Raw genomic sequence first — 25,840 nt, forward strand, 5'->3', positions numbered from 1 at the left:
GCAAAGCATGCCCCGCCCGCTTGGCCCGGCACGCGACCTTGATGGAGTGATGTCGATGAACAAGCTGATGATCCTGCCCCTCGCCGCCGCGACCGCGCTGGCGGGCTGTGCCACCACCGGCGACGGTTACGCCTCGAATTATGACGATGGCGGTTACGGCTATTACGACCGCGCCTATTACGACCAGTATGGCCGCTATGATTACGACCGCCCCGACCCGCGCCACGGTGGCTATTATGCCGACCAATATTATCGCACCGATCGCCGCTATCGCGAACGCCGCCTGTCGAACAACGACCGCGTCTATCGCGGCCGCGACGACAAATATTATTGCCGCCGCAACGACGGTTCGACCGGGCTCATCGTCGGCGGCATTGCCGGCGCGGTGATCGGCAACGTCATCGCACCGGGCCGCTCCGAAACGCTCGGCACGATCCTTGGCGCGGTCGGCGGCGCGGCGGTCGGCACCGCGATCGACCGCGACAATGTGCGCTGCCGCTAGCTGCGGCGGGTGACACGAAGGAGAGTGACAGGGGCGGTAAGCGCGCTAGGCTGAGCGTACCATTCTCATCGGGAGCCGCCATGCTGACGACCCTGCTCACCCTCGCCGCCGCGACCGCAACGCCCGTATCCACCGCATCCCCCGCCGACCTCGCGGCGATCGAGGCGACGTGTTTCGACTATGTCGACGGCCAGCTCGAGGGCGATCCCGAGCGCGTCAAGCGCGCGCTCCACCCCGACCTCGCCAAGCGCCGCGTGCTCGGCGACACGCCCGACGAGCGGCTCGGCCTCCAGCGCATGAGCCGCGAGGAACTCGTCGACCTTACCAAAGGTGGCGCCCTCAAGACCCCGCGCGCCGAGTGGAACCGCGCGTGCAGGATACTCGACGTCGCGGGCAACGCCGCCGCGGTGCGCGTCGAAACCCCGTGGTTCGTCGACTATTTCCACATGGGCAAGTTCGGCGAGCGATGGGTCATCGTCAATGCGATGTGGCACATGAAGCCGCGTGAACCCGCGAAGTGAAGGTCGCGCCCGACCCGCGCCGCCCGGCGCGAACCTTCAACCGCGTGCCGCCCGACCGCACTGGAATTTGTTCGCCATTTGTTCTAATGGCATGATCTTTCTCACTCTGTCGATTCGACATCAAGAGGAACCGATCATGCCACGCAGGATTTTCGCACGACGCCCCCTCGATCTGATGGTCAAGCCGCCGGCCGACATCGCAGCGCGCATCGATGCCCTGCCTCGAAACGACCGGCGCCGCGGGGTCGATCTGCTGCATATGACGCTCGCGACATTCGTCGATCTGGCCGAAGCCCCCGCCGGCTTCCTCGAACTGGTGATCCGCGGGCTGGACGATTTCGGCGCCGGCGCCTTCCCTGTGCGGTTCGACCGGATCGAATGCCGCAAGGCGACGACGCTGCGAAGTTCCACACCGCATACGGCCGCGTGGGAATTCCAGCGGCAGCTTGCCGAATATTTGCACCGGCATGATTTCAAATGGTTCAACCTGCCGCCAGAGCTTCACGTCACGATCAACTATCGCGGCGACGGGCTTGGCGCCGAAGCGATCGATCCGGTCGAATGGACCGCCGCGGAGATGCTGCTTGTCGAAAGCGTGACCGGCGAGGCGCGCCATATCGTGCACGGCCGCTGGCCCTTGCCCGATGGCGAACCCGGATTCTGCAGGGCGGCCTAGCCGGCGATCATTGCCGCGACACGACCGGCAGCCGACGGCGCGAGATGCGGCAGGCCGATGCCGCCCCTGTTTCGCGCTACTTTTTCGCTTTCGCCGGCTTCTCGAGATTCGCCTCGACCGCGGCGCGAACCAGCGCCTTGAACGCCGCCTCATCGACGCTGTCGCCCTCGAACAAATCGATCGCACGCCGCGTATTGCCGTCGAGGCTCGAATTGAACAGCCCCTTCGGATCGGCAAGCGCTGCGCCCTTGGCAAAGGTCAGCTTGACCTTGTCCTTATACGTCTCGCCCGTGCACAGGATGCCCGCATGCTCCCACACCGGGACGCCCGACGGGTTCGACGGCTTCTGCCACTTCACCGTCTCCTCGACGTCGGGGTCGGCGGCATGGATCAGCGTGCGCAGCTTCGCCAGCGTGTCGCCGCGCCAGTCGCCGAGCCCCGCGATCTTCGCATCGATCAGATCCGCCGCCATGCCCTTCTCCTCACATCTTCTCGCCCGGCAGCGCCGCCGCCTGTTTCACCCAGTCGGCGAATGCCGCCTCGTCGACCGGCTCGTCTTCATGGATATGGAAATAGCGCGTGTCGCCGCTCTTCGACGCGACCGGCGGCACCGGATCGAGTGACTGGCCGCGAAAGAAGGCGACCTTGATATATTTGTCGAAGCAATGGATGCTCAGGAACCAGTGGGTCGGCTCGTCGCCCTGCCCCGGCGGACCATAGAAAGGGGAGTTCCATTTGACCGCCTTCGCAACCCCCGGAATGCTCTTCTCGATCAGCTTGTCGAGCCGGCGCCAGACGGGCGACTTCCACCCCGGCATCGCGGCGATATAGGCTTGCACCGGCGCGTCGCCATAGCCTTTGGCGATCTGCGGATTGCCGCCGGACAGCAGCACCGGTGCTTTATCGGCCATGGACTCGCGCTCCCTTGTTTCGCCGTCAAAAGAACGCGATAGCCGCGGCGAGTCAAGCCGCGCGCGCCTAGCCGGCGATCTCCGCCGTCGCGGCGCGCTCGATCGCCGCGCGCCAGTGCGCCCGCACCGGCAGCAGGAAAACCTCCGCCAGCGTCCGCTCGATCTCGTCGGCGGTCAGGTAGCGCCGGTCGAGCCGCCCGTCGGTCAGCCGCGTCGTCAGCCGGTTGTCGCGCAGACCATAACGCGCGTCGGCGGTCGTGCGCGCGGCGATCAGCTGGTGCCGGAAATGCGAGTCCGGATGCGCCGAGGTGTACCAGTTGCCGATTTCATAATCGATCGCCGGTGGCGAGACATGGTCGAGCCGGTACAGCGTCCGCCACTCACCCTCGATCAGCGCCGCGACCTGCCACATATCGCCATGCCGCACGACACGATAGCTCTCGTGCCGCGTCGGCTGGGGCTCCTCGCTGTCCATCGCGAGCGGGGCGGGCGGGACCGCCGCGCCGAAGCCGGCGTCGACGAGCCAGGGCCGCCCACCCAGCTTCACCCGCACCACCATATGCGTGCGCGGGGTCGGCGGGGCATCGTCGGGCAGCATCCAGCGCACCCGGCCGAGCAGCCCCTCGGCGTCGAACCCGATCGCCAGCAGCGCGCGGAGAAACAGCGCATTCTGTTCGAAGCAATAGCCGCCGCGCCGCTGGCCGATCAGCTTGGCGTCGATCGCGTCGGCCCCGATATCGATCCCCGCGCCGGTCAGCGCGTCGATCGCCTCAAAGGGAATGGCGGCGATATGCGCGGCCTGCAGCGCGGCGAGCACATCGAGCGTCGGCGCGACCGGCCCGGTATAACCGATCCGCGCCAGATAACGCGGCAGGAAAGCCGCAGCGGGTGCGGCGGCATCGCTATCGACGGGGTCGGCAGGCGTGGCAGCGGGATAGTGCAGCATGAACAAAGCTCCGTTCGCGAATCAACTGTCCAGCGTTATGAAAGCTGAAGCCCAGTTGAGGTCAAGCCGGCCGGCGAAGAAACCCGCCGACGTTCCAAAGCGCCATCATATTGGGAACTTAGCCATTGCAGGCGGCCACACACTGCGGCAGATGCATCTCACAACATAAGTCGCATAACATGAACATCTCAGGGAGCCACTCATGCGCACCACGACTTATTCCCGCCTCGCGATCGCCATTGCGCCGGCCGCCATTCTCCTCACCACCGGCACCGCCAACGCCGCGACCTGCGAGGAAGCCTTCGTCAAAAAGGGCAATCCGATTACTGCGCTGCGCTTCACCGCCGCGGTGACCGTTGCCGACCTGCCCCCCGCGGTCGCGATCGGCCAGATGCGCGGGCTCGCCGCCGCCAAGGGTTATGACATCATGGCCGACGAGGCCGAATATGGATCGATGCTGATCGAACAGCCGATGACGGGGACCGTGCGCGCCTTCCCGATCCAGATCACCGCGACGCAGACGGGCGGAATCGGAACGGTGGTGATGGAGGCGAAATTGCGCGCGGGCCAGTCGGTCGGCAGCGATGCGGCGAAGGCTGAAATGTGCGGCATCCTGAACCAGATAAAGGGTGGCAAGGCCGGCGCCGCTGCCGCCAAGAAGGGCGCGACCGCGACAACCGTCGCCGCCGCGCCGGTGAAGATGAACTCGCTGAGCTTCTCGCAGCAGGTGTCGAAAGACACCGAACGCAATTCGGCGGGCATCCTCACCCGCTACAAGGGCAAGCAGTTCACGATCGACGGGCTCGTCGATTATGTGACCAAGGACGGCAAGGATTTCCGCGTCGGCTACAAGATTCCCCAGCCCTATGAACAGGCGATCCGGCTGCCGAACCAGGCGCCGTTCAAGACCGACATCGTTTGTTACATGGCACCGGGACAGGCCGCTTTTTCGCTCCAGCTCAAGCCGAACAAGAGCATCAAACTGACCGGCACTGTTGAGGATTTCGACGAATATAAGCATGTCATCTGGTTGAAGGACTGCCGTCCGGCGCAATAGCGCCCAGCCGTCCGCCCGCTCGTCGCCAAGCGCCCGCACCTTGTCGAAGCGCCGGCGACGGCCGAAAAGATTTTGGTCATGGTCGGGTGGNCCACCCGACCATGCCGGAGGAGACGCCCATGCGCTTCATGCTTCTCGCCGCGGCTCTTGTCGCCGTTCCCGCCGCTGCGCAGGGCGATGCACCGATCGTCGTCACCGGTGTCGAGAAACAGATTGAAAGCTTCGTCGGTGCGCTGACCCAGGCGTCGCCGCGTGGCCAGATCGGGCGGTTCGAAAAGGCAGTATGCCCCGGCGCCTTCGGGATGCCCGACGCCCAACGCGCAGCCGTCGATGCACGCATCCGGACCGTGGTCGCAGGCGTCGGACTCAAAGTGGCAAAGGCGAACTGCAAACCCAATCTGGTGGTCATGGTCACGCCGGACAAAGCCGCCTTTCTGGAAGCGCTGGGCAAAAAACGCTATTATATGTTCGGCGACCGATCCCCTGCCGAGGTCAGGCGCATTTTGGCCCAGCCAGGCCCGGCGACGGCATGGCAGATTCAGGCAATGGTGAACGGCGACGGCAGGCCGATATTCAACGAAGCAGGCACCCCGATCAATCGTTCGACGCGGGCGCAATCACGCATCACCCCGCCGGCCCGGCCCGCGTTCATGGCCGCGATCGTGGTCGTGGAGAGCAAGGCCATCGAGGGACTCTCGACCACCCAACTCGCCGATTATGCGGCGATGCGCGCTTTGGCACGGATCGACCCGGCGCGGATCGACGCGTCGGCGCCTTCGACGATCCTGCGGGTGCTCGACGCCGCGGCCGACAGCGAAGTGCCGGTCACGCTGACCCAATGGGATTTCAGCTTTCTGAAGGGGCTTTATTCCAGCCCCAGCAATCTCTACGCCCCGTCGCAGCGCTCCGAAATTGGCCGTGTCATGGAACGGGAGATGGAGCGTACGGATGGCGGCAAAACCCCGCCTTCCAACACGAAGGAATGACGACAGGTCAGGGCGTGCCGGCCGGCCGCAACAAGGGTTCTAACATGCGAAAAACTTGCGCGGTCGCCATCGCCTCGATGCTGATCCTGACCCCGGCCCAGGCACGCGATGCTGCCACGGACTTGCGCGCCTTTGCCGATGCCTTCGACGCGGCGCAGATCGCGCAGGATCGTGCCGCGCTCGACCGCATGGTCGCCGACGATCTCGTCTTTATCGACGGCAGCGGGAAACGGTATGGAAAGGCGTTTTTCATCGACGGCTGGACCGGCGCCGACGATGATTATGACCCCGTCACGCTCAGCGATCGCGTGATCCTGCCGCTCGGCGAAGAGGCGGGTCTCGCGAGCGCCGAGACGATCCTGTCGGGCCGCTCGGCGGGCAAACCCTTTCGCGTCCGCATCCGCTTCACCGATATTTTCAAGCGTCATGGTGACAGCTGGCAGGCGACCTATATCCATGTGACGCGCATGGCGATCGAGCGCGAATAGCGAGAAGGATTCGACTCTCACTCTCGATGAGAACATAATAGGAACATTGATCCGATTCGGAGGAATGGACGATGGACCCGATGTTCCGCTATTTCCTGGGTTTTCAGGTAAATGCCGACCGCGCCGGCTGGCTCGCGCGCCAATTGCCGCCCGTTTCGGGCGATCTGTTTGCGGGGCTGAAGCCCCAGCTTTACCATCTGACGCTCTGTACGATCGCCGAGACGATCGAGCCGCAACCTTTCCTGCGCGGTCAGGTCGCCAAGGCGTTCACCCCCGGTCTCCCGGCCGCCGCCCCCATCCCCTTCGGGCGCATCGTCGCACGCGGCGCGGGCGCCGAACTGATCACCGCCGGCAGCACCGGCGCGATCCGCCAGACCTATGACGCGATTGTCGCGCGCCTCGCGGCGCAGCGCATCGAGCCGATGCATCGCAAATCCGGCCTCCGCCCGCACATCACGCTCGGCTATGGGACATGCGAATTCGACCCCGTCCCGATCGCATGGAACTGGGCGCCGCAGGACCTCGTGCTCATCGAAAGTCATATCGGCCATCGCCGCCACCGCGTGCTGCAAAGCTGGACATTGGAGCCCCCGGCGCAAGGCAGCTTCGGCTTCATGGCCGACGAACTGCCCGCACCGCTGCGGCGCGCCGCTTAAGCCTCCAGATTGTGCTCCAATGTGATTTCGCAGTTGAGCAGCTTCGACACCGGGCAATTCTTCTCGGCCTCTTCGGCGATCTTCGCGAATTCCTCGGCGCCGATTCCCGGCACCTTGCCGGTCAGCGTCAGCGCCGATTTGGTGATCGTGAAGCCGCCGTCCTGCTGCTCCAGCGTCACCGCCGCGCTCGTCTCCAGCGTGTCGCCCGAATAGCCCGCGCGCGCGAGGCCGAACGACAGCGCCATCGTGAAGCACGCCGCATGCGCCGCGGCGATCAGCTCCTCGGGGTTGGTCCCCGGCTGCCCTTCGAAGCGCGTCCCGAAACCATAGGGCTGCTTATCGAGCACGCCCGATTTGGTCGTGATCGATCCCTTGCCCTCCTTGCCGAAGCCTTCGTAGCGGGCCGATGCGCGATTGACGGTCATGATCGTATCTCCTTGGTGGGGTCGGGGGAGTAAACGGAAAAGCGGCCCGGGACTCGCGTTCTCAGGCGGGCAGCAGCTTACGCCGCGCGCCCACGCGCTTCCACGCCTTTTCATGAAAGAAGAATGCGACAGCATTGATACAGGGCTCGATGATCGCGATCCCGCCCGCGAGCGCGACCGACCCGGTCATCACATAGGCGACGCTGAACCCGATCGTCAGGTGGATCGTAAGATAGGTGAAGGTCTTGATAAGATCGGTGGGCATGGCCCGTCTCCAGCAAATGCGAACTCGCTCTAGTTAAGAATGATTCGCAATAAATACCAGAGGGTGCCTTCGGTCAGTCTGATCGATTTTCCCGCACGACCCCGGCCTTGTCGAGTTCTGCCCCCAGCCGCCCGCTCAGCCACAACGCCCACATTTTGAAATCGGCGGCGAGGCTCCACATCGGGTAGGTAAAGGTCGCGGGCCGGTTCTTCTCGACCCCGAAATGCGCAACCCACGCGAAGAAATAACCCGCGACCGGCAGCGCAATCAACCAGCCCCAGCGTCCCGCCACCACCGCGACCACCGCGATCAGCACGACGAGGCTCGTCCCGACGTAATGCAGCGCGCGCGTCGACGCCTTGCTATGCTCGCGCAGGTAAAAGGGCCAGAATTCGGCAAAGGTCGTATATTGGCGCGCCATTGTCCGATGCTGCCCTTCGCCGCGGCGCGGGTCAACTAGGGTCCTGACCCTAGAGGCTGCGCGCCGCCTCGTCGATCAGCGCCGCGACCTCGGCCGGACGCGAGGCGAGCGACGCATGCCCCGCGTCGAGCGTGATGATCTTGCGCGCGCCGAGCCGATCCGACATCGCCTTCTGGTTCGCGGGGTCGATCATGCGGTCTTCGCTCGAAATCTGATACCAGCTCGGTTTCACCCGCCACGCCGGATCGCTTATCGCCTCGCCAAAGGTCGACGCGAGCGGCGCCTTTTGCGTCACCGCCATCACCAGCGCCTCGTCGGCGCTCACATCCTGACAAAAGCTTTCGTGAAATTTGTCGGGCTTGATCCAGAGATAGCCGTCGCCGTCGGGCGCCAGATTCGACGCGCCCGCGGGCGGATGCTGCTGCGTCAGCGCGCCGGGGCTTTCGCCCGCATCGGGTGCGAAGGCGGCGATATAGACGAGTCCCGCGACATTGGGCGCCGTCCCCGCCTCGGTGATCACCGCGCCGCCATAGCTGTGCCCCACGAGCAGCACCGGTCCATCGACCTGCGCCGCGATCTGCCGCGTTCGCGCCGCGTCGCCCGCAAGCGAAGTCAGCGGCAATTCGACCGCGCGCATGCCCTTGTGCCCCAGCTTGTCGAGCTCGACGATCGCTTTTGCCCAGTGCGCCGCGCCGCCCCAAAAGCCGTGCACGAGGATGACCGTAGGAAGCGCCGCCATGATCCCGACTCCTGTAGAATTTCGCGAGACCCGAAGCTACCATGCCCGGCAATGACCTGACAGCGAAGAACGCTGGCGGGATTTCGGGAGGGGAATTTCATGAAAAAATCGACGCGCGCGCTGATCGGGCTCGTCCTGCTCGACCTCATCGTCGTCGCCGGCGCGTGGTGGATGATCGACCGGACGCAAAGCGGGGCGTGGAATTCGAACGATCCGGCGGGTTCGATCACGATGGTCACGACCACCGCGGGCATGCTGGTCGGCGTGATCTCGGTCGTGCTGCTACTCGCCTTCGTCATGCACCGGCGCGCGGGGAATTGATCGCCTTAAGGCCACCGGAATCAAGACAGCCCTCCCGCCTGGGTCGCAGGGGCGGGAGGGCTGTGTTCCCGACCGGCGTGGTGGGCCGGCCCGGAGACGAAAATTGGTATCGGGCTTAGCGCGCCGCGGCTTCGCGGACCTTCTGCACCGCGGGGAGCAGCAGGCCGATCAGGATCTGCACCGGGTTCGACGTCACCGTCATGCCGCCCTGTGCGGGCTGCGCCGACTGCGCCATCGCCGGGGTCGCCGACAGGGCAACGGTGAGGGCAAGCACGGGGGCGAGGATCATCTTCTTGGTCATCGTCTCTTCCTTTTCACATTCGTTGATCTGGTTCGAATTGGGCTCGGGTCGTCTCCGATGCCCCGCTTATGACGCACAGCCGATCACCCGGCCGTGATCGCCATCACTCAGCCGAACAAATTTCACAAAGCATTGGAAAGAAACGAAAGAAATTTACACCTGGCGCTTGAGCCGCACCAGCGCGCTATCGAGCGCCTGCAGGAATTGCGAACGATCGGCCTTCGAGAAGGGCGGCGGCCCGCCCATTCCGTCCCCCATTCCCGAACGCAGGTCGGCCATGATCGCGCGCGTCGCGATCGCGGGGCCGATCGACGCCATGGTGAAGGGCTTGCCATTGGGGCCGAGCACGGCCGCCCCCGCCTTCAGCGCGCGGTCGGCGAGCAATATGTCGGCCGTAACCACGACGCTCTGCGGATTCGCCGCCTCGGCGATCCAGTCGTCGGCGGCGTCGAAACCGTCCGACACGATAATCCGCTCGATCAACACATGGTCGGGGACACGCAGCCGGCTGTTGCTCACGACCTTCACCGGCACCTCGTGCCGCCACGCGACACGGTAGATCTCGTCCTTCACTGGACAAGCGTCGGCATCGACGAGGATTTGGACCGGCGTGGACATGGAAGAAAGCGGTCAGCCGACCGCGACGCCCTTCCAGAAGGCGATGCGATCCTTGATCGCCGCCGCCGCTTCCTTGGGATCGGGATAATACCAGGCGGCGTCTTCGTTCACCTGTCCGTCCACCGTGACATGGTGATAATGTGCGACGCCCTTCCACGGGCACAGGCTCGTCGTCGCGCTGTCCGACAAGAGCGCCGCGTCGACCGCGCCGCGCGGAAAATAATGATTGCCCTCGACGACGACCGTATCGTCGCTGTCGGCGATCACCGCGCCATTCCACCGTGCCTGAACCATCGCGCCTATTTCTTCATATTGTCGAGCCCGGCGACCACGCCGACCTTGGTCGACGGATTGCTCGCATTGGGCTTCTTGGGCTTTTCCGCCTTGGGTTTGCGGGTTTCGCGGTTCGATTTCTTCTGGCTCTTGGCCATGGTCAATACCTTGGAAGGCGGCGGACGCCTGTGCCCGCCGCGGTCAGTCTACGCCCTTTGCCGCCCCGCGTCGCCCCTTATCCCGCCAGCCCGTCCCAGACCAGCTTGGCGCCGAGCAGCACCATCAACAGGTAGATGAGGACATAGAAACGCGCGCCATCGATCCGTTTCAGCCAGCGTACGGTGAGCAGGGTCGAAACGATCGCGAGCGGCATCAGCAACGCGGCGGCGACGAGCACCTCGTGCGGGAAGGCGCCAAGCGCGATATAGGCGGGCACCTTCATCCAGTTGATCGCTGCGAACAGGATCGAACTGGTGCCGACGAAGACGAGATGCGGCAAGCGCCGCGGCGTCACCCACATCTGGAACGGCGGCCCGCCGGCGTGCGCGATCTGGCTGGTGAAGCCCGTCGCGACCCCGAACAGGCTGCCGACCCAGCCCGGCGAGGTCGACGCCGCGACAACACGTCCGCCGCGCTCGACCCACAGCCGATAGAGGCCGAACGCCAGCGTGATCGCGCCGAGCGCCGCCATCAGCTTCGCCTCGTCGACGCGCTCGGCATAGGCATAGCCCGCGGCGATCCCGACCGCGGCGCCGGGAAGCATCCATGCGATGACCCACCCGTCCCACGTCTTGCGGAACGACCAGACGCTGACGACGTCCTGCACGATCAATATCGGGAGCAGCAGCGCGGCGGCGATCGTCGGCGGCAGCACCAGCGCGACGAGCGGCGTCGCGAGCGCGCCGACACCTGACAGTCCGCCCTTGGCGAGCCCGAGCAGGATCACCGCGATGGCGAGCACGAACAAAGTCAGCGGGTCGGCAAGCAAGCTCATTCGGCGGCGATATCCGCCGTTTCGGGCAGCCGCCAGTCGATCGCACCCCGCCCATGCGTTTCGAGGAAGGCGTTGGCCTGGCTGAATGGCCGCGATCCGAAAAAGCCGTTGTGTGCCGACAAAGGCGAGGGATGCGGCGCGCGCAGGATCAGGTGCGGGCTGCCCGCCCCCAGCCCCTGCACATTCGCCGCCTTCTTCTGCGCATGGCTGCCCCACAGGATAAAGACCTTCGGCACCGGATCGGCGGCAACCGACGCAACCACCGCGTCGGTGAATTTCTCCCACCCCTTGCCCTGATGCGAAGCCGCCATGCCGCTCTCGACGGTCAGGCAATTGTTGAGCAGCAGCACGCCCTGTTCGGCCCAATGCTTGAGATAGCCGTGCGCGGCACGCGCTATGCCGAGATCGCTCTGCATTTCCTTGTAGATGTTGACGAGGCTCGGCGGCGTGCGCACCCCCGGCTGGACCGAGAAGCACAGCCCATGCGCCTGTCCCGGCCCATGATAGGGATCCTGCCCCAAAATCACGACGCGCACATCCTGCGGCGGCGTCGCGTCGAGCGCCGCGAACCAGTCGCGCGGACGCGGATAGATGGCCTTGCCCTTCTCGCGCTCGGCGCCAAGAAACGCCTTGAGCGCCGCCATATAGGGCTGCTCGAACTCGCCGCCGATGCGCGCGAGCCAGTCGGGATGCAGTTTGACCTCGGACATGCCCGCGCTTCACCAGAGGAGCGCGGGCTTGTCCAGAGGCTTACAGGCTACCGCGCACGCTCAGAAAGAAACGGCGGCCGAGATAGTCGTACTGCGTGCCGAATGTCGGGGCCTGCCCGATCACCGGCGGCGTCGCGGTAACGACGGTCGACACGCGCGGCGGCGGCGTGTCGAACAGGTTCGCGACCCCCAGCGTGATGCGGAATCGCTCGGCAACGTCGCGGCTCAGCGACAGCGAGTGATAGAAGGTCGCGGGCACGCTGACGTCGGGGCAGAAACGCCCGCCCGGACGGAAGCCCGAGGTACGGCACGCATCGCCGCCCTGCGCACGGAGCAGATCCTCCTCATTCGACGCCGCGCCGGTGACATCGAGCCCGTAGAAGAGCGTCCAGCCATCCTTCATCCAGCCAAGGTTGAAATCGCCGACCCACTTCGGGTTGCCGATCTTGCCATTGTCGTCGACCTCGGTGCCGGGGAAGAGCGAAACCTTGTCCTTCACCTGCCAGGTCATCTGCGCGCGGAACGCGAGCGAGCCCAAGTTGCCGAGGTCCTGATCGACCGCGAGTGACAGGTCGACACCGCGGTTCCGCTGGCGGCTGATATTGACATAGCGGTCGGTCACCGTCGCGACGCTCCGCGCGTCGGGACCGGCCGTCACGCGTGTGAACAGGCCGCACAGCGGCTCGTCGGCGACATCGGAATCATAACATCCGCGCAGGATATTCCCGGCGCCGAGCAACGTGATCTCGTCCTTCACTTCGATGTCGAAATAATCGACCGCAAGCCGCGTGCGGAGCCCGCCCCAAAGCGCGCCCGACAAATCGGGGGTCAGAATCACCGACACCGTCTTGGCGGTCGAGGTTTCCGGGCGAAGCCGGCCGATACCACCGCCCGATACGATCGTCGCGGGGCGGATCCCGCCGGCAAAATTGGGAGCAATGCCGTCGGCGGCGCAGTTGTCGAAGATGCGCTGGCTGATCGCACCCGAAGCGAGCCGCGCGGCGGTCTGGACGCACGGATCGATCGTCTGCTGGCCGAGAAAGCCGGTCTGGTCGTTGAGGAACAGCTCGAACAGCGCGGGCGCGCGGAACGAGGTGCCCCAGGTGCCGCGGAAGCGCAGCCAGTCGGTCACCGCCCAATCGGCGCCGACCTTCCACGTCGTGTCGCTGAACTTGTCCTCGACCCCGTCGCGGCGCGTCGCCTCGACATGCGTGTAGCGCGCCGCGCCCGACAAAGTCAGCCGCTCGATCATCGGCACGCCTTCGAGCAAAGGCACCTCGACCTCGCCGAAGATTTCCTTCGACACGGTGCGCCCCGCGGTGATGCCCGAGGTCGTGAAGTTGGCGACATTGCCCGCAAGCGTCGCTTCGCCCGGCGTGTCGTTGATTTCGTCGCGGCGGATATTCGCCCCGAACGCTGCGCCGACCGGCCCCGCGGGCAGGTTGAACAGCTTGCCCGTCAGCAACGCCTCGGCCGAGGTCTGCTTGAATAGCGTGCGTCCCGTCTCGCGGCCCATCAGGAAGGCACGCTCGGCGGGCGTGAAATCGCCGCGCAGCACGCGCGGGTCGGTAAAGTCGATATCGATGCACGGAACACCGCGGATCGCCGTCGTGGTGCCGACGCACGAACGCGTGCGCAAAGTCTGCGACGCGAGCGCGTCCTGATAGATGACGTCCTGCGTATAGCGCGCATCCGAACGGCTGTGCTGGCCGCTCACATCCCACTTCCACCCGCCGCCGATCTCGCCGCGCAGACCGAACACGCCGCGATAATAATCGACATCGGCGTGGCTTTCGGTCTTCACCAGCACGCGCGGGCGCAGGATGATGTTGCCGCCGAACTCGGCGTTGAACGGATCGCCCCTGTCGTTAGGGCTGCAATTGTTCGCCGCCGGGTTGCACAGGAAGCGGGGCAGCATCGACGCGCCGGTGAATTGCTGGAGCTCGATCCGCTGAAAACCATTATTATGCGACTTGCGGTTGCTGAACAGGAATTCGCCATAGGCGGTGATGCCTTCGGTCACATCATAGGCGCCCTCGACGAAGGCGCTGATCCGGCGCACGCCCGAAAACACGTCCGAATCCTGCTCGGCCGGCTCGAACTGGTTGAGCGCGCCAGTCGACGGGCCGTCGAAATTGACCCCGAAGAAATTGGCGGGCCCGAACACCCCGATCCGGTTATACGCATTGATCGGGATGCCGACCCCCGCGAACTCGCTGCCATATTGGCCCGACAGGATCGCTTGCCCGTTCGGCGCGATCAGCCCGGGACCAAAGGTCGGGACGCCATTCTGGTTGACCCCCGAAAAGTCGCTGAAGGCGATCTGGTTGCCCTGAGTGCTGCTGCACGCCGGGCGGCCGGTGCGGAAATCGACGATATCGGCGCGGCTGCCGTCGGCCTCGCGCCTCAGATATTCTTCGGAACAGAAGAGAAAGCCGCGATCGCGGCGCGTCAGATTCTGCCGGCGGAAAACATCGACCGTCGCAAAGATGTGGCCGCGATCGAACTTTCTGCCGAAGCTCGCATCGGCGCCATAGCTCTCGCCGCCGCCATGTTCTGTGATCGACGAAAAGCCGCCGCCCTCGAACCCGTCGAGATCGTTACGGGTCAGGATGTTGACCACGCCGGCGACCGCGTCCGAGCCATAGATCGACGAGGCGCCGGTCTTGAGCACCTCGACCTGGCGCACCACCGACAGCGGCAGGACATTGAGGTCGAACGGCGCGACCGCGCCGCGGATCCCGGCGGGGCCCGCGCGGCGGCCGTTGATCAGCACGAGCGTCCGCTCGGCACCAAGCCCGCGCAGCGACACCGTCTGCACATCGTTGCCGCCATTGGCGACGAAGCGGTTCGAGATCGCCGAAGTGATCTGGATCGATCCCTGCGCCGCCGGCGTCGACCGCAGCACATCGGCAAGCTGGACCTGCCCCTGCAGTTTCGCGCTCTCAGGGTCGATGACCTGGATCGGGTCGGCGCTCGTGAATTCGCTCTTCGCGATGCGCGAGCCGGTGACGATAATTTCGTCGCCGCTCGTCTGCGCCGTCGCGGGCGAAGCCGCGAGCGCGATCACCGAGGCTGTCACAGTCAGAAACACCGAGGGGTTGGTGCCCATTTTCATAATCTTCGTCCGATTTATAAAGTTGATCTCGCCCCCCGGCAGGGCGGAAATTACGCGAAAAGGCGTTTCGATATGGTTTACGTCGCGGTAAGTTTTCGCTGGCGCGTCGCGTGCTTGTCGCGGCCGCGCGGCGCGGCTAGGCACGCTGCCAAGGTCGGGCGTGAAAGGATCGGGCGATGAGCAAGGCAATGGGCGACACGCTGGGACGGCTGGAAGCGGTCATCCACGACCGGCTCGCGGCGGGCGAGGCCGAAGCCTCCTACGTGGCGAGCCTCGCCGCGAAAGGCCGCAGCAAGATCGCGCAGAAACTCGGCGAGGAAGCCGTCGAAGCCGTCATCGCCGCGGTCAGCGAGGACGACCCCGAACTGATCGGCGAGGCGAGCGACCTCGTCTTCCACCTCTCAATCCTGCTCGCCGAGCGCGGCCTCAGCTGGGACATGATCGCCGCCGAACTCGACCGCCGCCACGGCACCTCGGGCCACACCGAAAAAGCCGGCCGACAATAAGGAACTCCGCATGCCGATCGACGCGACCCTCCCCTATGACGACAGCAATATTTTCGCACGCATCCTGCGCGGCGAGCTGCCGTCGAAGACGGTCTATGAGGACGAATTCGCCCTCGCCTTCCACGACATCAACCCACAGGCACCGCTGCACATCCTCGTGATCCCCAAGGGGGCATATGTCAGCTGGGACGACTTCTCCGAGCGCGGCAGCGACGCCGAAATCGCGGGCTTTGTCCGCGCGGTGGGCAAGGTCGCGCGCGACGCCGGCCTCGTCGCCCCCGGCTATCGCCTGCTCGCCAACGTCGGCCTCGACAGCCACCAGGAGATCGCGCACCTCCACGTCCATATCTTCGCGGGACAGCCGCTCGGGCCGATGCTCGCGCGCTGATCTTTCGGCGCCGTCTATGACGGCGGTCACAGCAATTTCCCGGACCGCGACTAACCGTGTGCGATATGCGGCAACGGGTGGACTCTGTCCCCTGTTTCCAGCAGGATAGATGTTCGGACCGAACGGGGAGTTGACGATGGGCAAGGGATGGCGCGCGCTGGCTACTATATTGGCCGGCAAGGCAAAACTGGCGCTGATCCTGCCCCTCACCCTCGCGATGGCCGCAACCGCCGCCGACACCGTCCCGCAGGTCACACTCGCGACCCCGGGCAGCTCGGGCACCGGCGACGGCACGATCACGCGCTTCACCCTGCGCTTCTCCGAAGACATGGTCCCGCTCGGTGACCCCCGCGCGCCGGCGCCGGCGACCAACGACTGCAAACTCCCTTCGTCGGGCCGCTGGGTCGACACGCGCACCTGGGTGCTCGAATTCGATAAACCGCTTCCCGGCGGGCTCGCCTGCCATGTCGAGCTGCGCGACGGGCTCAAGACTGCGCGCGGCGTCTCGGTCGCGGGCAACAGCCGCTTTGCGCTCGACACCGGCGGCCCCTCGGCGCGCGCCGTGCTCGCGGGCGGGATGGACGGCGATATCGAGGAACAGCAGATCTTCCTCGTCGCGACCAACGTCGCCGCCGACCGCGCCTCGGTCGGCCGCTTCGCCTATTGCGCGGTCGACGGCATCGGCGAGAAAATCCCCGTCGATGTCCTGCCACGCGACACCGCGACCGAGATATTGACCGGCCTCGGCGACAATAACTGGTCGCGCCAGTCCTTCACCTATGACGCCGGCCTGCCGCAGCGCTTCCCCGCCGCGGGCGCCGATCGCGAGGCCGCGCTCGACCGCATCGTCCCCGTCAAATGCCGCCGCCCGCTGCCCCCGGGACGCGAGATGGCGCTCGTCTGGGACGCGCGCATTTCGCAAGCCGGCGTTCCGGGCCGCACCGCGGGGCGCGACCAGCGCCTCGACCATGACGTGCGCCCCGCCTTCACCGCGAAAATGTCGTGCAGCCGGATCAACCCGCAGGCGGGCTGCAACCCGATCAAGGATGTGACGCTCAGCTTCGCCTCGCCGGTATCGCGCGAGAGCGTTCTCGCCGCGACGCTGAACACCGCCGACGGCAAGAAATTGACGCCGAAGATCGATGACGACGACAAGAATGACGCCTGGCTGACGAGCGTCCGCTTCACCGGTCCGCTGCCGCAGAATGTCGACGCGACGCTCGTGCTGCCCGCCGACGTCACCGACCAGAGCGGCCGCAAGCTGCAGAACCAGTCGAATTTCCCGCTGAAATTCCACATCGACCGCGCCCCGCCGCTCGTCAAATTTGCCGCCAAATTCGGCATCCTCGAAGCCGGCGAAGGCGGCGTGCTGCCGGTAACCGTGCGCGGGGTCGAAAGCTCGCTCGTCCAGGCGAACCTCAAAATGCCCGCGACCGCGCTCAAGGTCGGCGACGACGATGCCGCGATCGCGCGCTGGCTGAAGCGTGTCGATGACGCCGACGACACCGACTATCGCGAGGAAAAGAACGCTGCCGGCAAGGACGTCACGGTCAATTACACCGGCACCAAATCGGTGTTCGCGGATGCCCCTGCCGGCGGCGAACGCCGCGACATGCAGCTCGCGCCTGCCGCGGGCGGCAAGGAATTCGAGGTCGTCGGCATCCCGCTCGGCGAAAAGGGCTTTCACGTCGTCGAGATCGCGAGCCCCGAACTCGGCGCCGCGCTGCTCGGCCGCAAATCGACGCGCTATGTCGCGACCGCCGCGCTCGTCACCAACATGGCGGTGCATTTCAAATGGGGCCGCGAAGGCTCGCTTGCGTGGGTGACGTCGCTTGACACGGGCCTTCCCGTTGCAGGCGCCGAAATCCGCGTCTCCGACAGCTGCACCGGCCGCCTGCTCGCGCGCGGCACCGCCGACAAGGCCGGCCGCCTCGCCTTCGCGGGCGGGCTGCCCGAGCCCGAAACCTATTCGAGCTGCGAAGAAACGCCCGACATGGCGAAAAGCGAAGGCCATGCATTGATGGTCAGCGCGCGCTCGGGCGACGATTTCAGCTTCACGCTCACCGACTGGGGCAACGGCATCCGCCCCTATGACTTCGACCTCCCCTATGGCTGGTCGGAGCGCAGCGACATCCTCCACACCGTCTTCGACCGCGCGCTCGTGCAGGCGGGCGAGACGGTTCACATGAAGCATCTGCTCCGCCGCCCGGTCGGCCTTGGCTTCCGGACCCCCGAAGCGCTGTCGGGCAAGCTCCGCCTCGTCCACCGCGGCTCGGACACCGAATTCGAAATGCCCTTCGCCATCGCTGCGACCGGCAGCGGCGAGACTGTCTGGAACGTCCCCGCCTCGGCCCCCATGGGCGATTATGAACTCGTCTTCGTCACCAAGGACAAGGACGGCGAGGACAAGACGATCTGGTCGGGCCAGTCGGTCAAGGTCGATGAATATCGCCTGCCGACGATGAAGGCGACGATCACCGGCCCGAAGACCGCGCTCGTCCGCCCCGCCGCCGTCCCGCTCAACCTCTTCGTCGGCTATCTCTCGGGCGGCCCCGCGCCCAATATCCCGGTCGAACTGCGCACCAATTTCCGCTCGAGCTGGTCACCGCCCGAGGATTATAAGGATTGGGATTTCGACGGCCAGCCGGTGAAGGAAGGCGTCGTCCAGCTCGACGACAGCGGCGACGAACCTTCGGCCGAACTGCCGCTCGCGCGTTCGGTGCCGCTCAAGCTCGACGCCAATGGCGCCGCGACGACCAATGTCACGGTCGATCAGCCGATCACCGAACCGACGCTGATGGCCGCCGAAATGGACTATGAAGATGCGAATGGCGAGACGCTGACGTCGAGCCGCCGCATCACCCTCTACCCCTCCGCCGTCCGCCTCGGGCTCAAGACCGACGGCTGGCTGATGCGCGACAATGACCTCCGCCTCAATTTCATCGCGCTGAACCTCGATGGCAAGCCGATCAGCGGCCAGCGCGTGCAGGTCGCGCTCTATAACCGCGAGATCATCACCGCGCGGCGCCGGCTGATCGGCGGCTTCTATGCCTATGACAACCAGATGCGCACAACGAAGCTCGCCGCCAATTGCTCGGCGACGACCGACAAGCTCGGCCGCGCGAGCTGCGCGATGGCGCCCGGCATTTCGGGCGAAGTCACCGTCGTCGCGACGACGCAGGACGAGGGCGGCAACGAAGCGCGCGCGGTCCGTTCGGTGTGGCTCGCGGGCGACAACGACTGGTGGTTCGGCGGCGACAATGGCGACCGCATGGACGTGATCGCCGAAAAGCCGCGCTATGCCGCGGGCGACACCGCGAGCTTCCAGGTCCGCATGCCGTTCCGCGAAGCGACCGCGCTCGTCACCGTCGAGCGCGAAGGCGTGCTGTCGAGCTTCGTTGTGCCGCTGAAGGGCACCAACCCGGTCGTGAAGGTCAAGCTTCCCGCAACCTACGCCCCCGACGTCTATGTCTCGGTGATGGCGGTGCGCGGGCGCGTGACGGGCGAGGAAAGCTGGTTCCGCAAGATGAAACGCGCGGTCGGCTTCAAGATCGAGAATAGCGAAGGCGCCCCGCCGACCGCGCTCGTCGATCTCGCCAAGCCGAGCTACCGCATGGGCATCGCGCGCATCAAGGTCGGCTGGGAAGGCCATCAGCTCGGCGTCAAGGTGAAGGCCGACAAGGAGAAATATTCGGTCCGCGAAACCGCGAAGGTCGCGATCGAGGTCAAGACCCCCGACGGCAAGGCGCCCAAAAACGCCGACGTCGCTTTCGCCGCGGTCGACGAGGCGCTGCTCCAGCTCGCCCCCAACGAAAGCTGGGAAGTGCTGAACGCGATGATGGGCGAACGCACGCTCGACGTGCTCACCTCGACGGCGCAGATGCAGGTCGTCGGCAAGCGTCACTATGGCCGCAAGGCGCTCGAACCCGGCGGCGGCGGTGGCGGCGATCTTTCGGGCCTGACGCGCGAGGACTTCCGCCCGGTCCTGCTATGGAAGGGCAATGTCCCGCTCGACGCGAAGGGCCGGGCGACTGTCGACGTCCCGCTCAGCGACAATCTCTCGGGCTTCCGCCTCGTCGCGATCGCGACCGACGGGTCGCAATATTTCGGCACCGGCGAAACCACCGTCCGCACCGTGCAGGATCTCGGCGTCTTCGCGGGCATGCCCGAACTGGTGCGCACCGGCGACACCTATGACGCGCGCTTCACGCTGCGCAACGGCACCGATCAGCCGATGGAGGTCACCGCGACCCCGACGCTGTCGCCCGCCGTCGCGACCGCGCCGCCGCTCACCGTCACCATCCCCGCGGGCGGCGCGGTGCCGATCAGCTGGTCGATGACCGCGCCCGAGCAAACCGGCCCGATCGAATGGACCGTCGATGCGGTGGCCAAGGGCGGCAAGGCGCGCGACCGGCTCGTCTTCGCGCAGACGGTCGAACCCGCGATCCCGGTCGAAACCTGGGCGGCCAGCCTGTTCCGCGTCGGCCCGAACACGACGCTGCCGATCGCGATCCCGGCGGGCGCGTTGCCCGGCGGCTACGTCGACGTCGCGCTCGCCGGCACGCTCGCGCCGCCCTTGTCGGGCGTCCGCGATTATATGGCGATCTACCCGTATAACTGCTTCGAACAGTCGACATCGCGCGCGGTTGCGCTCGGCGACGTCGGGCGCTGGCAGGCGCTCGCCGGGGCGATGCCGACCTACCTCGATGACGACGGGCTGCTGCGTTACTGGCCCAACGAACGGATGGAAGGGTCGATCGAACTCACCGCCTATGTGATGAGCGTGACCGCCGCGAACGGCTTCGCGATCCCCGAGGCGTCGAAGGCCAAGATGGTCAAGGCGCTGCAGGCGGTCGTCGAAGGGCGTCTGACGCGCAAGGGCTATGGCCCGTGGGACATCCGCCCCGTCCGCATCGCGGCCTTGGCGGCGCTCGCGCGCAACAATGCCTCGAGCGCGAGCCTCGTCGCCGCGATCGACGTCGCGCCGGTCGACATGGCGACCGGCACGCTCGCCGACTGGCTCGTCGCGATCGAAAAGACGCCGGGCGTGCGGGGCGCACCCGCGCTACGCACCGCGGCCGAAGCCGAACTCAGGAAGCGCCTCGTCTACGAAGGCACGCGCCTCGACCTCGTCGACGATGCGAAGGCGCCGTGGTGGATGATGACCAGCGGCGACGAAATGGCGATCAAGGCGCTCGAAGCCGTGCTCGGCCGCAAGGGCTGGGAAGATGACGCGGGCAAGCTGATGGTCGGCGTCGCACAGCGCCAGCGCAAGGGCCATTGGGACACCACCCCCGCCAACGCGTGGGGCGCGGTCACCGTCCGCCGCTTCGCCGAGCTCTATCCGGCGAGCGCGATCACGGGCGTCACCAACATCGGCCTTGCGGGAGGAACCGCCTCGCAAAGCTGGCCGCTTCCGACCGAACCCGTGTCGCCGCTCCGCGTCGCGCTGAACGCCGCGACGATGAGCCTGAAGCACGAAGGCACCGGCGCGCCATGGGCGACCGTCAGCGTCAAGGCGGCGGTCCCGCTCAAGGAACCGCTCAACGCGGGCTACCGGATCAAGCGCTCGGTCAGCATCGTCAAGGCGGCGAACAAGGACCGCCTGACGCGCGGCGACGTGATCAAGGTTCGGATCGAGGTCGTCGCGGCCGCCGGCCGGACGTGGGTTGTCATCAACGACCCGATCGCCCCCGGCGCGACGATCGTCGGCAACCTTGGCGGCCAGTCCGAAATGCTTGGCCAGCAGGCGGGCGGATCGGGGGCGCAGCCAAGCTATGTCGAACGCGGCAAGGACAGCTGGCGCGGCTATTTCGGCTGGATGCCCGCGGGCACCCACGCGGTCGAATATGTCGTACGCTTGAACGGCTCGGGCCGCTTCACCCTGCCGCCGACGCGGGTCGAGGCGATGTATTCGCCCGCGATCCGCGGCCAGTGGCCGATCGCACCGATCACGGTGGCGAGCGTCGGGCAGTGACGGTGTCCTTGATCCCCGCTTCCCTGACCCTGTGTCCCCGCGAAGGCGGGGACCCATCTCCGGTGGTTTCGAACTTGCACCGGCAGGAGATGGGCTCCCGCCTTCGCGGGAGCACGCGCTAATTTAGTCAAATGGATTTACCCCGCAAACGCCGCTGGCGGGACGCGCTCGCTTGGGCCGCCCTCGCCCTGCTCATCCTCGTCACCGCTGCTCACCTCCTCACCCGTCCCCCGGCAATGCCCGCCTTCGACGCAGTCCGCGCCGACTGGCGCCCAAGCGAAGCGTGGCTTTACGACCGCGACGGCCAGTTGCTCGACAGCGAGCGCGTCAATTTCGAACGCCGCCGCCTCGCATGGGTGCCGCTGAACCAGATCAGCCCCGCGGTCCGCACCGCCGTCGTACAAAGCGAAGACCGCCGCTTCTGGTCGCACGGCGGGGTCGACTGGCTCGCCATCGCCAGCGCCGCCCGCGCGCGCCTCACGATGGGGGGCCCCGGCGACCGCTCGCGCGGCGCCTCGACGCTGCCGATGCAGCTCGCCGCCTTCCTCGATCCCAGCCTCGCGCAGCCCGGCAAGCGCGACTGGGGGACCAAGCTCCGCCAGATGCGCGCGGGGCAGGCGCTCGCGGCAAACTGGTCGCACGAACAGATGCTCGAGGCCTATTTCAACCTCCTCCCCCTGCGCGGCGAGGCGCAGGGTATCGGTGCGGGCGCGCAAAGCCTGTTCGGCAAGAAGCCCGCCGACATGACCCGCACCGATGCCGCCTTGTTCGCGGGCCTCCTCCCCAACCCCGCCGCCAGCGCCGAAGCACTCGGTCGCCGCGCGTGCCGCATCGCGCAGACAAAGGACTGCACCGCAATCCGCGCCGCCGCCGCGACGCTCGTTTCGGGCGAACATGCCGCGCGCTTCGACCCCGCGCTCGCGCCACATCTTGCCGTCCGCCTGCTCGACAAGCCCGGCAAGCGCGTCACCACGACGATCGACCGCGGCATCCAGGCCGCCGCGATCGTCGCGCTGCGGCGCCAGCTCGCGGGGCTCGGCTCGGACCGTGTGCGCGACGGCGCGGTCGTCGTGCTCGACAATGCGACCGGCGAAGTGCTCGCCTATGTCGGCGGCGTCGGGCTCAAATCGACCGCGGCGTCGGTCGACGGCGCCAACGCGCGGCGGCAGGCAGGCTCGACGCTCAAGCCGCATCTCTATGCGCAGGTGATCGAACATGGCTGGCTCACCGCCGCGTCGATCCTCGACGACAGCCCGGTCCAGCTCGACACCGCCTCCGGCCTCTACGTCCCCAAGAATTACGACCACAGCTTCAAGGGCCCAGTCAGCGTCCGCCACGCCCTAGCCAGCTCACTCAACGTCCCCGCGGTCCGCGCGCTCGTCATCGACGACGTCCAGCAGTTCCGCGACCGCCTCTGGGCGCTCGGCTATCACGGCCTCGTCGAGGACGGCGAATATTACGGCTTCAGCCTCGCGCTCGGCTCGGCCGAAGTGTCGCTCGTCGAACAAGCGAACGCCTTCCGCACCTTCGCCAACCTTGGCCGCTATGCCCCCGTCCATTTCCTGCGCGGCGAAAAAGCGGAAGAGGCGCGCCAGATCGTCAGCCCCGCCGCCGCCTTCATCGTTGGCGACATCCTCGCCGACGCCGCCGCCCGCACCGACGCCTTCGGCGCCGACAGCGCGCTTCGCCTCCCCTTCTGGGCCGCCGCCAAGACCGGCACGTCAAAAGGCATGCGCGACAATTGGTGCATCGGCTGGTCCGACCGCTTCACCGTCGCTGTCTGGGTCGGCAATCTCGAGGGCGATTCGATGCGCGCCGTCTCGGGCACCTCGGGCGCCGCGCCGGTCTGGCGCGACGTGATGATGGCGCTCCACACCGGCCGCCCCGGCAAGCCGCCCGCGATGCCCGAGGGCGTCGAGGCGCGCCAGATTACGCTCCCCGGCACCCGCGAGCCCCCGCGCCGCGAATATTTCCTCGCCGGCACCGCGCAGACCGAAATGGCCGCCGCGCCGCAGGCGGCGCGCCGCCCGCGCATCACCAGCCCGGTCAGCGGCAGCGTCTACGCGCTCGACCCCGACATCCCGATCGACCGTCAGCGGCTCGCGGTCATCGTCAGCGGATCGGTCGCCGGATACCGGCTGATCCTCGACAAGACACCGCTCGGCGATGCCGATGCGGGGCAGCAAATCCTGCCGCGCCCCGGCGCCCATATGCTGACGCTGGTTGATCCAGGCGGCCGAATGATTGACCGAGTGCGCTTTACCGTACGGTAAGCGGCCTTGGTCCTCGTCGAATGCAGCGTTGACCCCATGAAATTAAGTTGCGCTGACGCGTGGAGCGGCTAGTCTGCCCCGCCATGAGACGGCGGCAGCTCAGCCGCCCCAAAGGGGAAGAACATGCTATTTGACCGCGTAAAGTCGTTGGATGCCATTTTGGCGACAGCGGAGAAAAAGTCGCTTACGCGCACGCTCGGGGCCTTTCAGCTCACCATGCTGGGGATCGGCGCCGTCATCGGGACCGGGATTTTCGTTTTGACCGCCGAGGCCGCGCAAAAAGCCGGCCCGGGCATGATGATCAGCTTCATCATCGCTGGCTTCGTCTGCGCTTTCGCGGCGCTCTGCTACGCCGAAATGGCCTCGATGGTCCCCGTGTCGGGCTCGGCTTACACCTATAGCTACGCCGTGATGGGCGAACTGATCGCATGGATGGTCGGCTGGGCGCTGATCCTCGAATATGCGGTCGCCGCGGGCGCCGTTTCGGTCGGCTGGTCGGGCTATGTTGTCGGCTTGATTGAAAATGCCTTCAACATAGACATACCTTCTACCTTGGTGCTCGGGCCATATGACGGCGGCATGATTAACCTGCCCGCGATGTTCATCGCCGGCCTCGTCACCATGCTTCTGGTCATCGGCACCCGCGAATCGGCGACGGTCAATGCGTTCCTCGTGGTCATCAAGGTTGCGGCGCTGACGCTGTTCGTCGTCCTCGCAGTTCCCGTGATGAATATGGAGAATTTCGAACCCTTCGCGCCGCTCGGCTTTGGCGGTATCGGCGCCGCCGCAGCATCGATCTTCTTCGCTTATGTGGGCTTCGACGCGGTCTCGACCGCCGCCGAGGAAACCAAAAATCCACAGCGCAACATGCCGATCGGCCTGATCGGCAGCCTTGCGATCTGCACCATCTTCTACCTGCTCGTCGCCGCCGGCGTCATCGGCTCGGTCGGCGCACAGCCGGTCGGCATCGATGCGGCTGGCGCCCATGCGCTCGAACCAGGCAGCCGCGAACTCGCCGCTGCCTGCGCCGCGATGGGCGATCAGGCGGTGGTCTGCTCGAAGGAAGCGCTGGCGTGGACACTGCGTGAAATCGGCTGGCCGCAGGTCGGCAATTTGATCGGCCTCGCCGCCGGTCTCGCGCTGCCGTCGGTCATCCTGATGATGATGTTCGGCCAGACCCGCATCTTCTTCGTGATGAGCCGCGACGGCCTGTTGCCGAAAGCCTTCTCTAAGATCCATCCGAAGTTCAACACGCCGCACGTGATCACGATCATCACGGGCATCGCGGTCGCGCTGTTCGCCGCCTTCTTCCCTGTCGGGCAGCTGGCGAATATCTCGAACTCGGGCACGCTCTTCGCCTTTGCCGCGGTGTCGATCGCGGTAATGGTGATCCGCAGGACCGATCCGGGCCGTCACCGTCCTTTCAAGACGCCGCTGATCTATATCACGGCACCGATCGCGATCGCGGGCTGTCTGTATCTCTTCTTCAACCTCGACCAGAAGAGCATCAACCTCTTCCTGATCTGGGCGGGTATCGGCCTCGTCGTCTACTTCGCCTACAGCCGCTCGCGCAGCCATGTGGGTCAGGGACATATCGAGGTGCACGAGGACGACCCCGACGCACCGCCGCCGCCGGTCCCGCCGGCTCCGTCGTTCAACTGACGGTTCGAACCTAAAGGGAAAGGGGGCTTCGGCCCCCTTTCTTTTTGGCAGGCGTATCAAAATGGGGGCCGCAGTCGCTAATGACCGGAAATTGCCGTGTCCTCCA

27 protein-coding genes are annotated in these 25,840 nt (G+C 66.2%); 13 read left to right on the top strand and 14 right to left on the bottom strand.

Annotation, left to right across the window (positions count from 1 at the left end; translation table 11 throughout):
• Window positions 1-55 precede the first annotated feature (55 nt).
• The 3 genes from ACTJI5_RS18220 (at window position 56) to ACTJI5_RS18230 (ending at window position 1,699) form a co-directional block, all read left to right on the top strand.
• Window positions 56-502, top strand: coding sequence for a glycine zipper 2TM domain-containing protein (locus ACTJI5_RS18220; protein WP_058537811.1), 447 nt, complete (start codon window positions 56-58; stop codon window positions 500-502).
• Window positions 503-582: 80 nt separating this feature from the next.
• Entirely contained in the window at window positions 583-1,023 is a 441-nt protein-coding gene (locus ACTJI5_RS18225; RefSeq protein ID WP_440861307.1) for a nuclear transport factor 2 family protein, read from the top strand.
• Between the two features lie 136 nt (window positions 1,024-1,159).
• Window positions 1,160-1,699, top strand: coding sequence for a 2'-5' RNA ligase family protein (locus tag ACTJI5_RS18230; RefSeq protein WP_440861308.1), 540 nt, complete (start codon window positions 1,160-1,162; stop codon window positions 1,697-1,699).
• Between the two features lie 76 nt (window positions 1,700-1,775).
• Here the strand turns inward: ACTJI5_RS18230 and ACTJI5_RS18235 are convergent, their stop codons facing one another.
• The 3 genes from ACTJI5_RS18235 to ACTJI5_RS18245 all read right to left on the bottom strand — a co-directional run bounded on the left by ACTJI5_RS18235 (window position 1,776) and on the right by ACTJI5_RS18245 (window position 3,556).
• Window positions 1,776-2,171, bottom strand: a complete 396-nt coding sequence (locus tag ACTJI5_RS18235; protein ID WP_440861309.1) for a DUF1801 domain-containing protein — start codon at window positions 2,169-2,171, stop codon at window positions 1,776-1,778.
• A gap of 10 nt (window positions 2,172-2,181) precedes the next feature.
• Complete coding sequence (locus ACTJI5_RS18240; RefSeq protein WP_058537480.1) at window positions 2,182-2,610, bottom strand: DUF1801 domain-containing protein; 429 nt, start codon at window positions 2,608-2,610, stop codon at window positions 2,182-2,184.
• A gap of 67 nt (window positions 2,611-2,677) precedes the next feature.
• Window positions 2,678-3,556, bottom strand: coding sequence for an arylamine N-acetyltransferase family protein (locus ACTJI5_RS18245; protein WP_440861310.1), 879 nt, complete (start codon window positions 3,554-3,556; stop codon window positions 2,678-2,680).
• Window positions 3,557-3,758: 202 nt separating this feature from the next.
• Here ACTJI5_RS18245 and ACTJI5_RS18250 point away from each other — a divergent pair, with 202 nt between their 5' ends.
• From ACTJI5_RS18250 to ACTJI5_RS18265, 4 genes are all read left to right on the top strand, one after another.
• On the top strand, window positions 3,759-4,613 hold the full coding sequence (locus tag ACTJI5_RS18250; RefSeq protein ID WP_440861311.1) for a hypothetical protein: 855 nt from the start codon (window positions 3,759-3,761) through the stop codon (window positions 4,611-4,613).
• Between the two features lie 101 nt (window positions 4,614-4,714).
• Window positions 4,715-5,599 (top strand): hypothetical protein, encoded by an 885-nt coding sequence (locus tag ACTJI5_RS18255; RefSeq protein ID WP_440861312.1) that lies wholly within the window; start codon window positions 4,715-4,717, stop codon window positions 5,597-5,599.
• A 44-nt stretch (window positions 5,600-5,643) separates the two neighbouring features.
• Window positions 5,644-6,087: a nuclear transport factor 2 family protein gene (locus tag ACTJI5_RS18260; RefSeq protein WP_440861313.1), complete on the top strand. Its 444-nt coding sequence runs from the start codon at window positions 5,644-5,646 to the stop codon at window positions 6,085-6,087.
• Between the two features lie 71 nt (window positions 6,088-6,158).
• The gene (locus ACTJI5_RS18265; protein ID WP_439513147.1) at window positions 6,159-6,743 is read left to right on the top strand and encodes a hypothetical protein; all 585 of its coding nucleotides are present in this window, start codon (window positions 6,159-6,161) and stop codon (window positions 6,741-6,743) included.
• Here the strand turns inward: ACTJI5_RS18265 and ACTJI5_RS18270 are convergent.
• The 4 genes from ACTJI5_RS18270 to ACTJI5_RS18285 all read right to left on the bottom strand — a co-directional run bounded on the left by ACTJI5_RS18270 (window position 6,740) and on the right by ACTJI5_RS18285 (window position 8,593).
• On the bottom strand, window positions 6,740-7,168 hold the full coding sequence (locus tag ACTJI5_RS18270; RefSeq protein WP_058537475.1) for an OsmC family protein: 429 nt from the start codon (window positions 7,166-7,168) through the stop codon (window positions 6,740-6,742). The two genes, ACTJI5_RS18265 and ACTJI5_RS18270, sit on opposite strands and share 4 nt — an antisense overlap.
• Before the next feature lie 61 nt (window positions 7,169-7,229).
• Window positions 7,230-7,433, bottom strand: coding sequence for a DUF2061 domain-containing protein (locus tag ACTJI5_RS18275; RefSeq protein ID WP_037514146.1), 204 nt, complete (start codon window positions 7,431-7,433; stop codon window positions 7,230-7,232).
• 73 nt (window positions 7,434-7,506) lie between these two features.
• Complete coding sequence (locus ACTJI5_RS18280; RefSeq protein WP_310255721.1) at window positions 7,507-7,854, bottom strand: DUF962 domain-containing protein; 348 nt, start codon at window positions 7,852-7,854, stop codon at window positions 7,507-7,509.
• 49 nt (window positions 7,855-7,903) lie between these two features.
• Window positions 7,904-8,593 (bottom strand): alpha/beta hydrolase, encoded by a 690-nt coding sequence (locus tag ACTJI5_RS18285; RefSeq protein WP_310255723.1) that lies wholly within the window; start codon window positions 8,591-8,593, stop codon window positions 7,904-7,906.
• A gap of 99 nt (window positions 8,594-8,692) precedes the next feature.
• Between ACTJI5_RS18285 and ACTJI5_RS18290 the strand changes: the two genes are divergently transcribed.
• The gene (locus tag ACTJI5_RS18290) at window positions 8,693-8,914 is read left to right on the top strand and encodes a hypothetical protein (protein ID WP_058537472.1); all 222 of its coding nucleotides are present in this window, start codon (window positions 8,693-8,695) and stop codon (window positions 8,912-8,914) included.
• A 115-nt stretch (window positions 8,915-9,029) separates the two neighbouring features.
• Here ACTJI5_RS18290 and ACTJI5_RS18295 read toward each other — a convergent pair whose 3' ends face one another.
• From ACTJI5_RS18295 to ACTJI5_RS18325, 7 genes are all read right to left on the bottom strand, one after another.
• Window positions 9,030-9,215 (bottom strand): hypothetical protein, encoded by a 186-nt coding sequence (locus ACTJI5_RS18295; RefSeq protein ID WP_440861314.1) that lies wholly within the window; start codon window positions 9,213-9,215, stop codon window positions 9,030-9,032.
• Window positions 9,216-9,368: 153 nt separating this feature from the next.
• Complete coding sequence (locus tag ACTJI5_RS18300; RefSeq protein WP_440861315.1) at window positions 9,369-9,833, bottom strand: YaiI/YqxD family protein; 465 nt, start codon at window positions 9,831-9,833, stop codon at window positions 9,369-9,371.
• Between the two features lie 12 nt (window positions 9,834-9,845).
• Entirely contained in the window at window positions 9,846-10,127 is a 282-nt protein-coding gene (locus ACTJI5_RS18305; RefSeq protein ID WP_058537468.1) for a DUF427 domain-containing protein, read from the bottom strand.
• Window positions 10,128-10,132: 5 nt separating this feature from the next.
• A complete protein-coding gene (locus ACTJI5_RS18310) occupies window positions 10,133-10,264 on the bottom strand; it encodes a hypothetical protein (protein ID WP_268801259.1) in 132 nt (43 codons plus the stop codon).
• Between the two features lie 77 nt (window positions 10,265-10,341).
• A complete protein-coding gene (locus tag ACTJI5_RS18315; protein ID WP_310255734.1) occupies window positions 10,342-11,100 on the bottom strand; it encodes a sulfite exporter TauE/SafE family protein in 759 nt (252 codons plus the stop codon).
• The gene (gene ung / locus ACTJI5_RS18320) at window positions 11,097-11,810 is read right to left on the bottom strand and encodes a uracil-DNA glycosylase (RefSeq protein ID WP_440861316.1); all 714 of its coding nucleotides are present in this window, start codon (window positions 11,808-11,810) and stop codon (window positions 11,097-11,099) included. Before ung ends, ACTJI5_RS18315 begins: the two co-directional genes overlap by 4 nt.
• Before the next feature lie 40 nt (window positions 11,811-11,850).
• The gene (locus ACTJI5_RS18325) at window positions 11,851-14,922 is read right to left on the bottom strand and encodes a TonB-dependent receptor plug domain-containing protein (RefSeq protein WP_440861317.1); all 3,072 of its coding nucleotides are present in this window, start codon (window positions 14,920-14,922) and stop codon (window positions 11,851-11,853) included.
• A gap of 182 nt (window positions 14,923-15,104) precedes the next feature.
• Between ACTJI5_RS18325 and ACTJI5_RS18330 the strand changes: the two genes are divergently transcribed.
• The 5 genes from ACTJI5_RS18330 (at window position 15,105) to ACTJI5_RS18350 (ending at window position 25,734) form a co-directional block, all read left to right on the top strand.
• Window positions 15,105-15,434: a phosphoribosyl-ATP diphosphatase gene (locus ACTJI5_RS18330; RefSeq protein WP_082639495.1), complete on the top strand. Its 330-nt coding sequence runs from the start codon at window positions 15,105-15,107 to the stop codon at window positions 15,432-15,434.
• A 10-nt stretch (window positions 15,435-15,444) separates the two neighbouring features.
• Window positions 15,445-15,822 carry a histidine triad nucleotide-binding protein gene (locus tag ACTJI5_RS18335; RefSeq protein WP_137889712.1) on the top strand — a complete coding sequence of 126 codons (378 nt, stop codon included), beginning with the start codon at window positions 15,445-15,447 and terminating at the stop codon, window positions 15,820-15,822.
• 136 nt (window positions 15,823-15,958) lie between these two features.
• Window positions 15,959-21,799, top strand: a complete 5,841-nt coding sequence (locus ACTJI5_RS18340; protein WP_440861318.1) for an alpha-2-macroglobulin family protein — start codon at window positions 15,959-15,961, stop codon at window positions 21,797-21,799.
• Window positions 21,800-21,930: 131 nt separating this feature from the next.
• Window positions 21,931-24,072 carry a penicillin-binding protein 1C gene (pbpC, locus tag ACTJI5_RS18345; RefSeq protein WP_440861319.1) on the top strand — a complete coding sequence of 714 codons (2,142 nt, stop codon included), beginning with the start codon at window positions 21,931-21,933 and terminating at the stop codon, window positions 24,070-24,072.
• A gap of 123 nt (window positions 24,073-24,195) precedes the next feature.
• Window positions 24,196-25,734 carry an amino acid permease gene (locus ACTJI5_RS18350; protein WP_058537462.1) on the top strand — a complete coding sequence of 513 codons (1,539 nt, stop codon included), beginning with the start codon at window positions 24,196-24,198 and terminating at the stop codon, window positions 25,732-25,734.
• Window positions 25,735-25,840: the final 106 nt, after the last annotated feature.

It is taken from the genome of Sphingopyxis sp. 22461 (assembly GCF_052044915.1).
GTDB lineage: Bacteria > Pseudomonadota > Alphaproteobacteria > Sphingomonadales > Sphingomonadaceae > Sphingopyxis.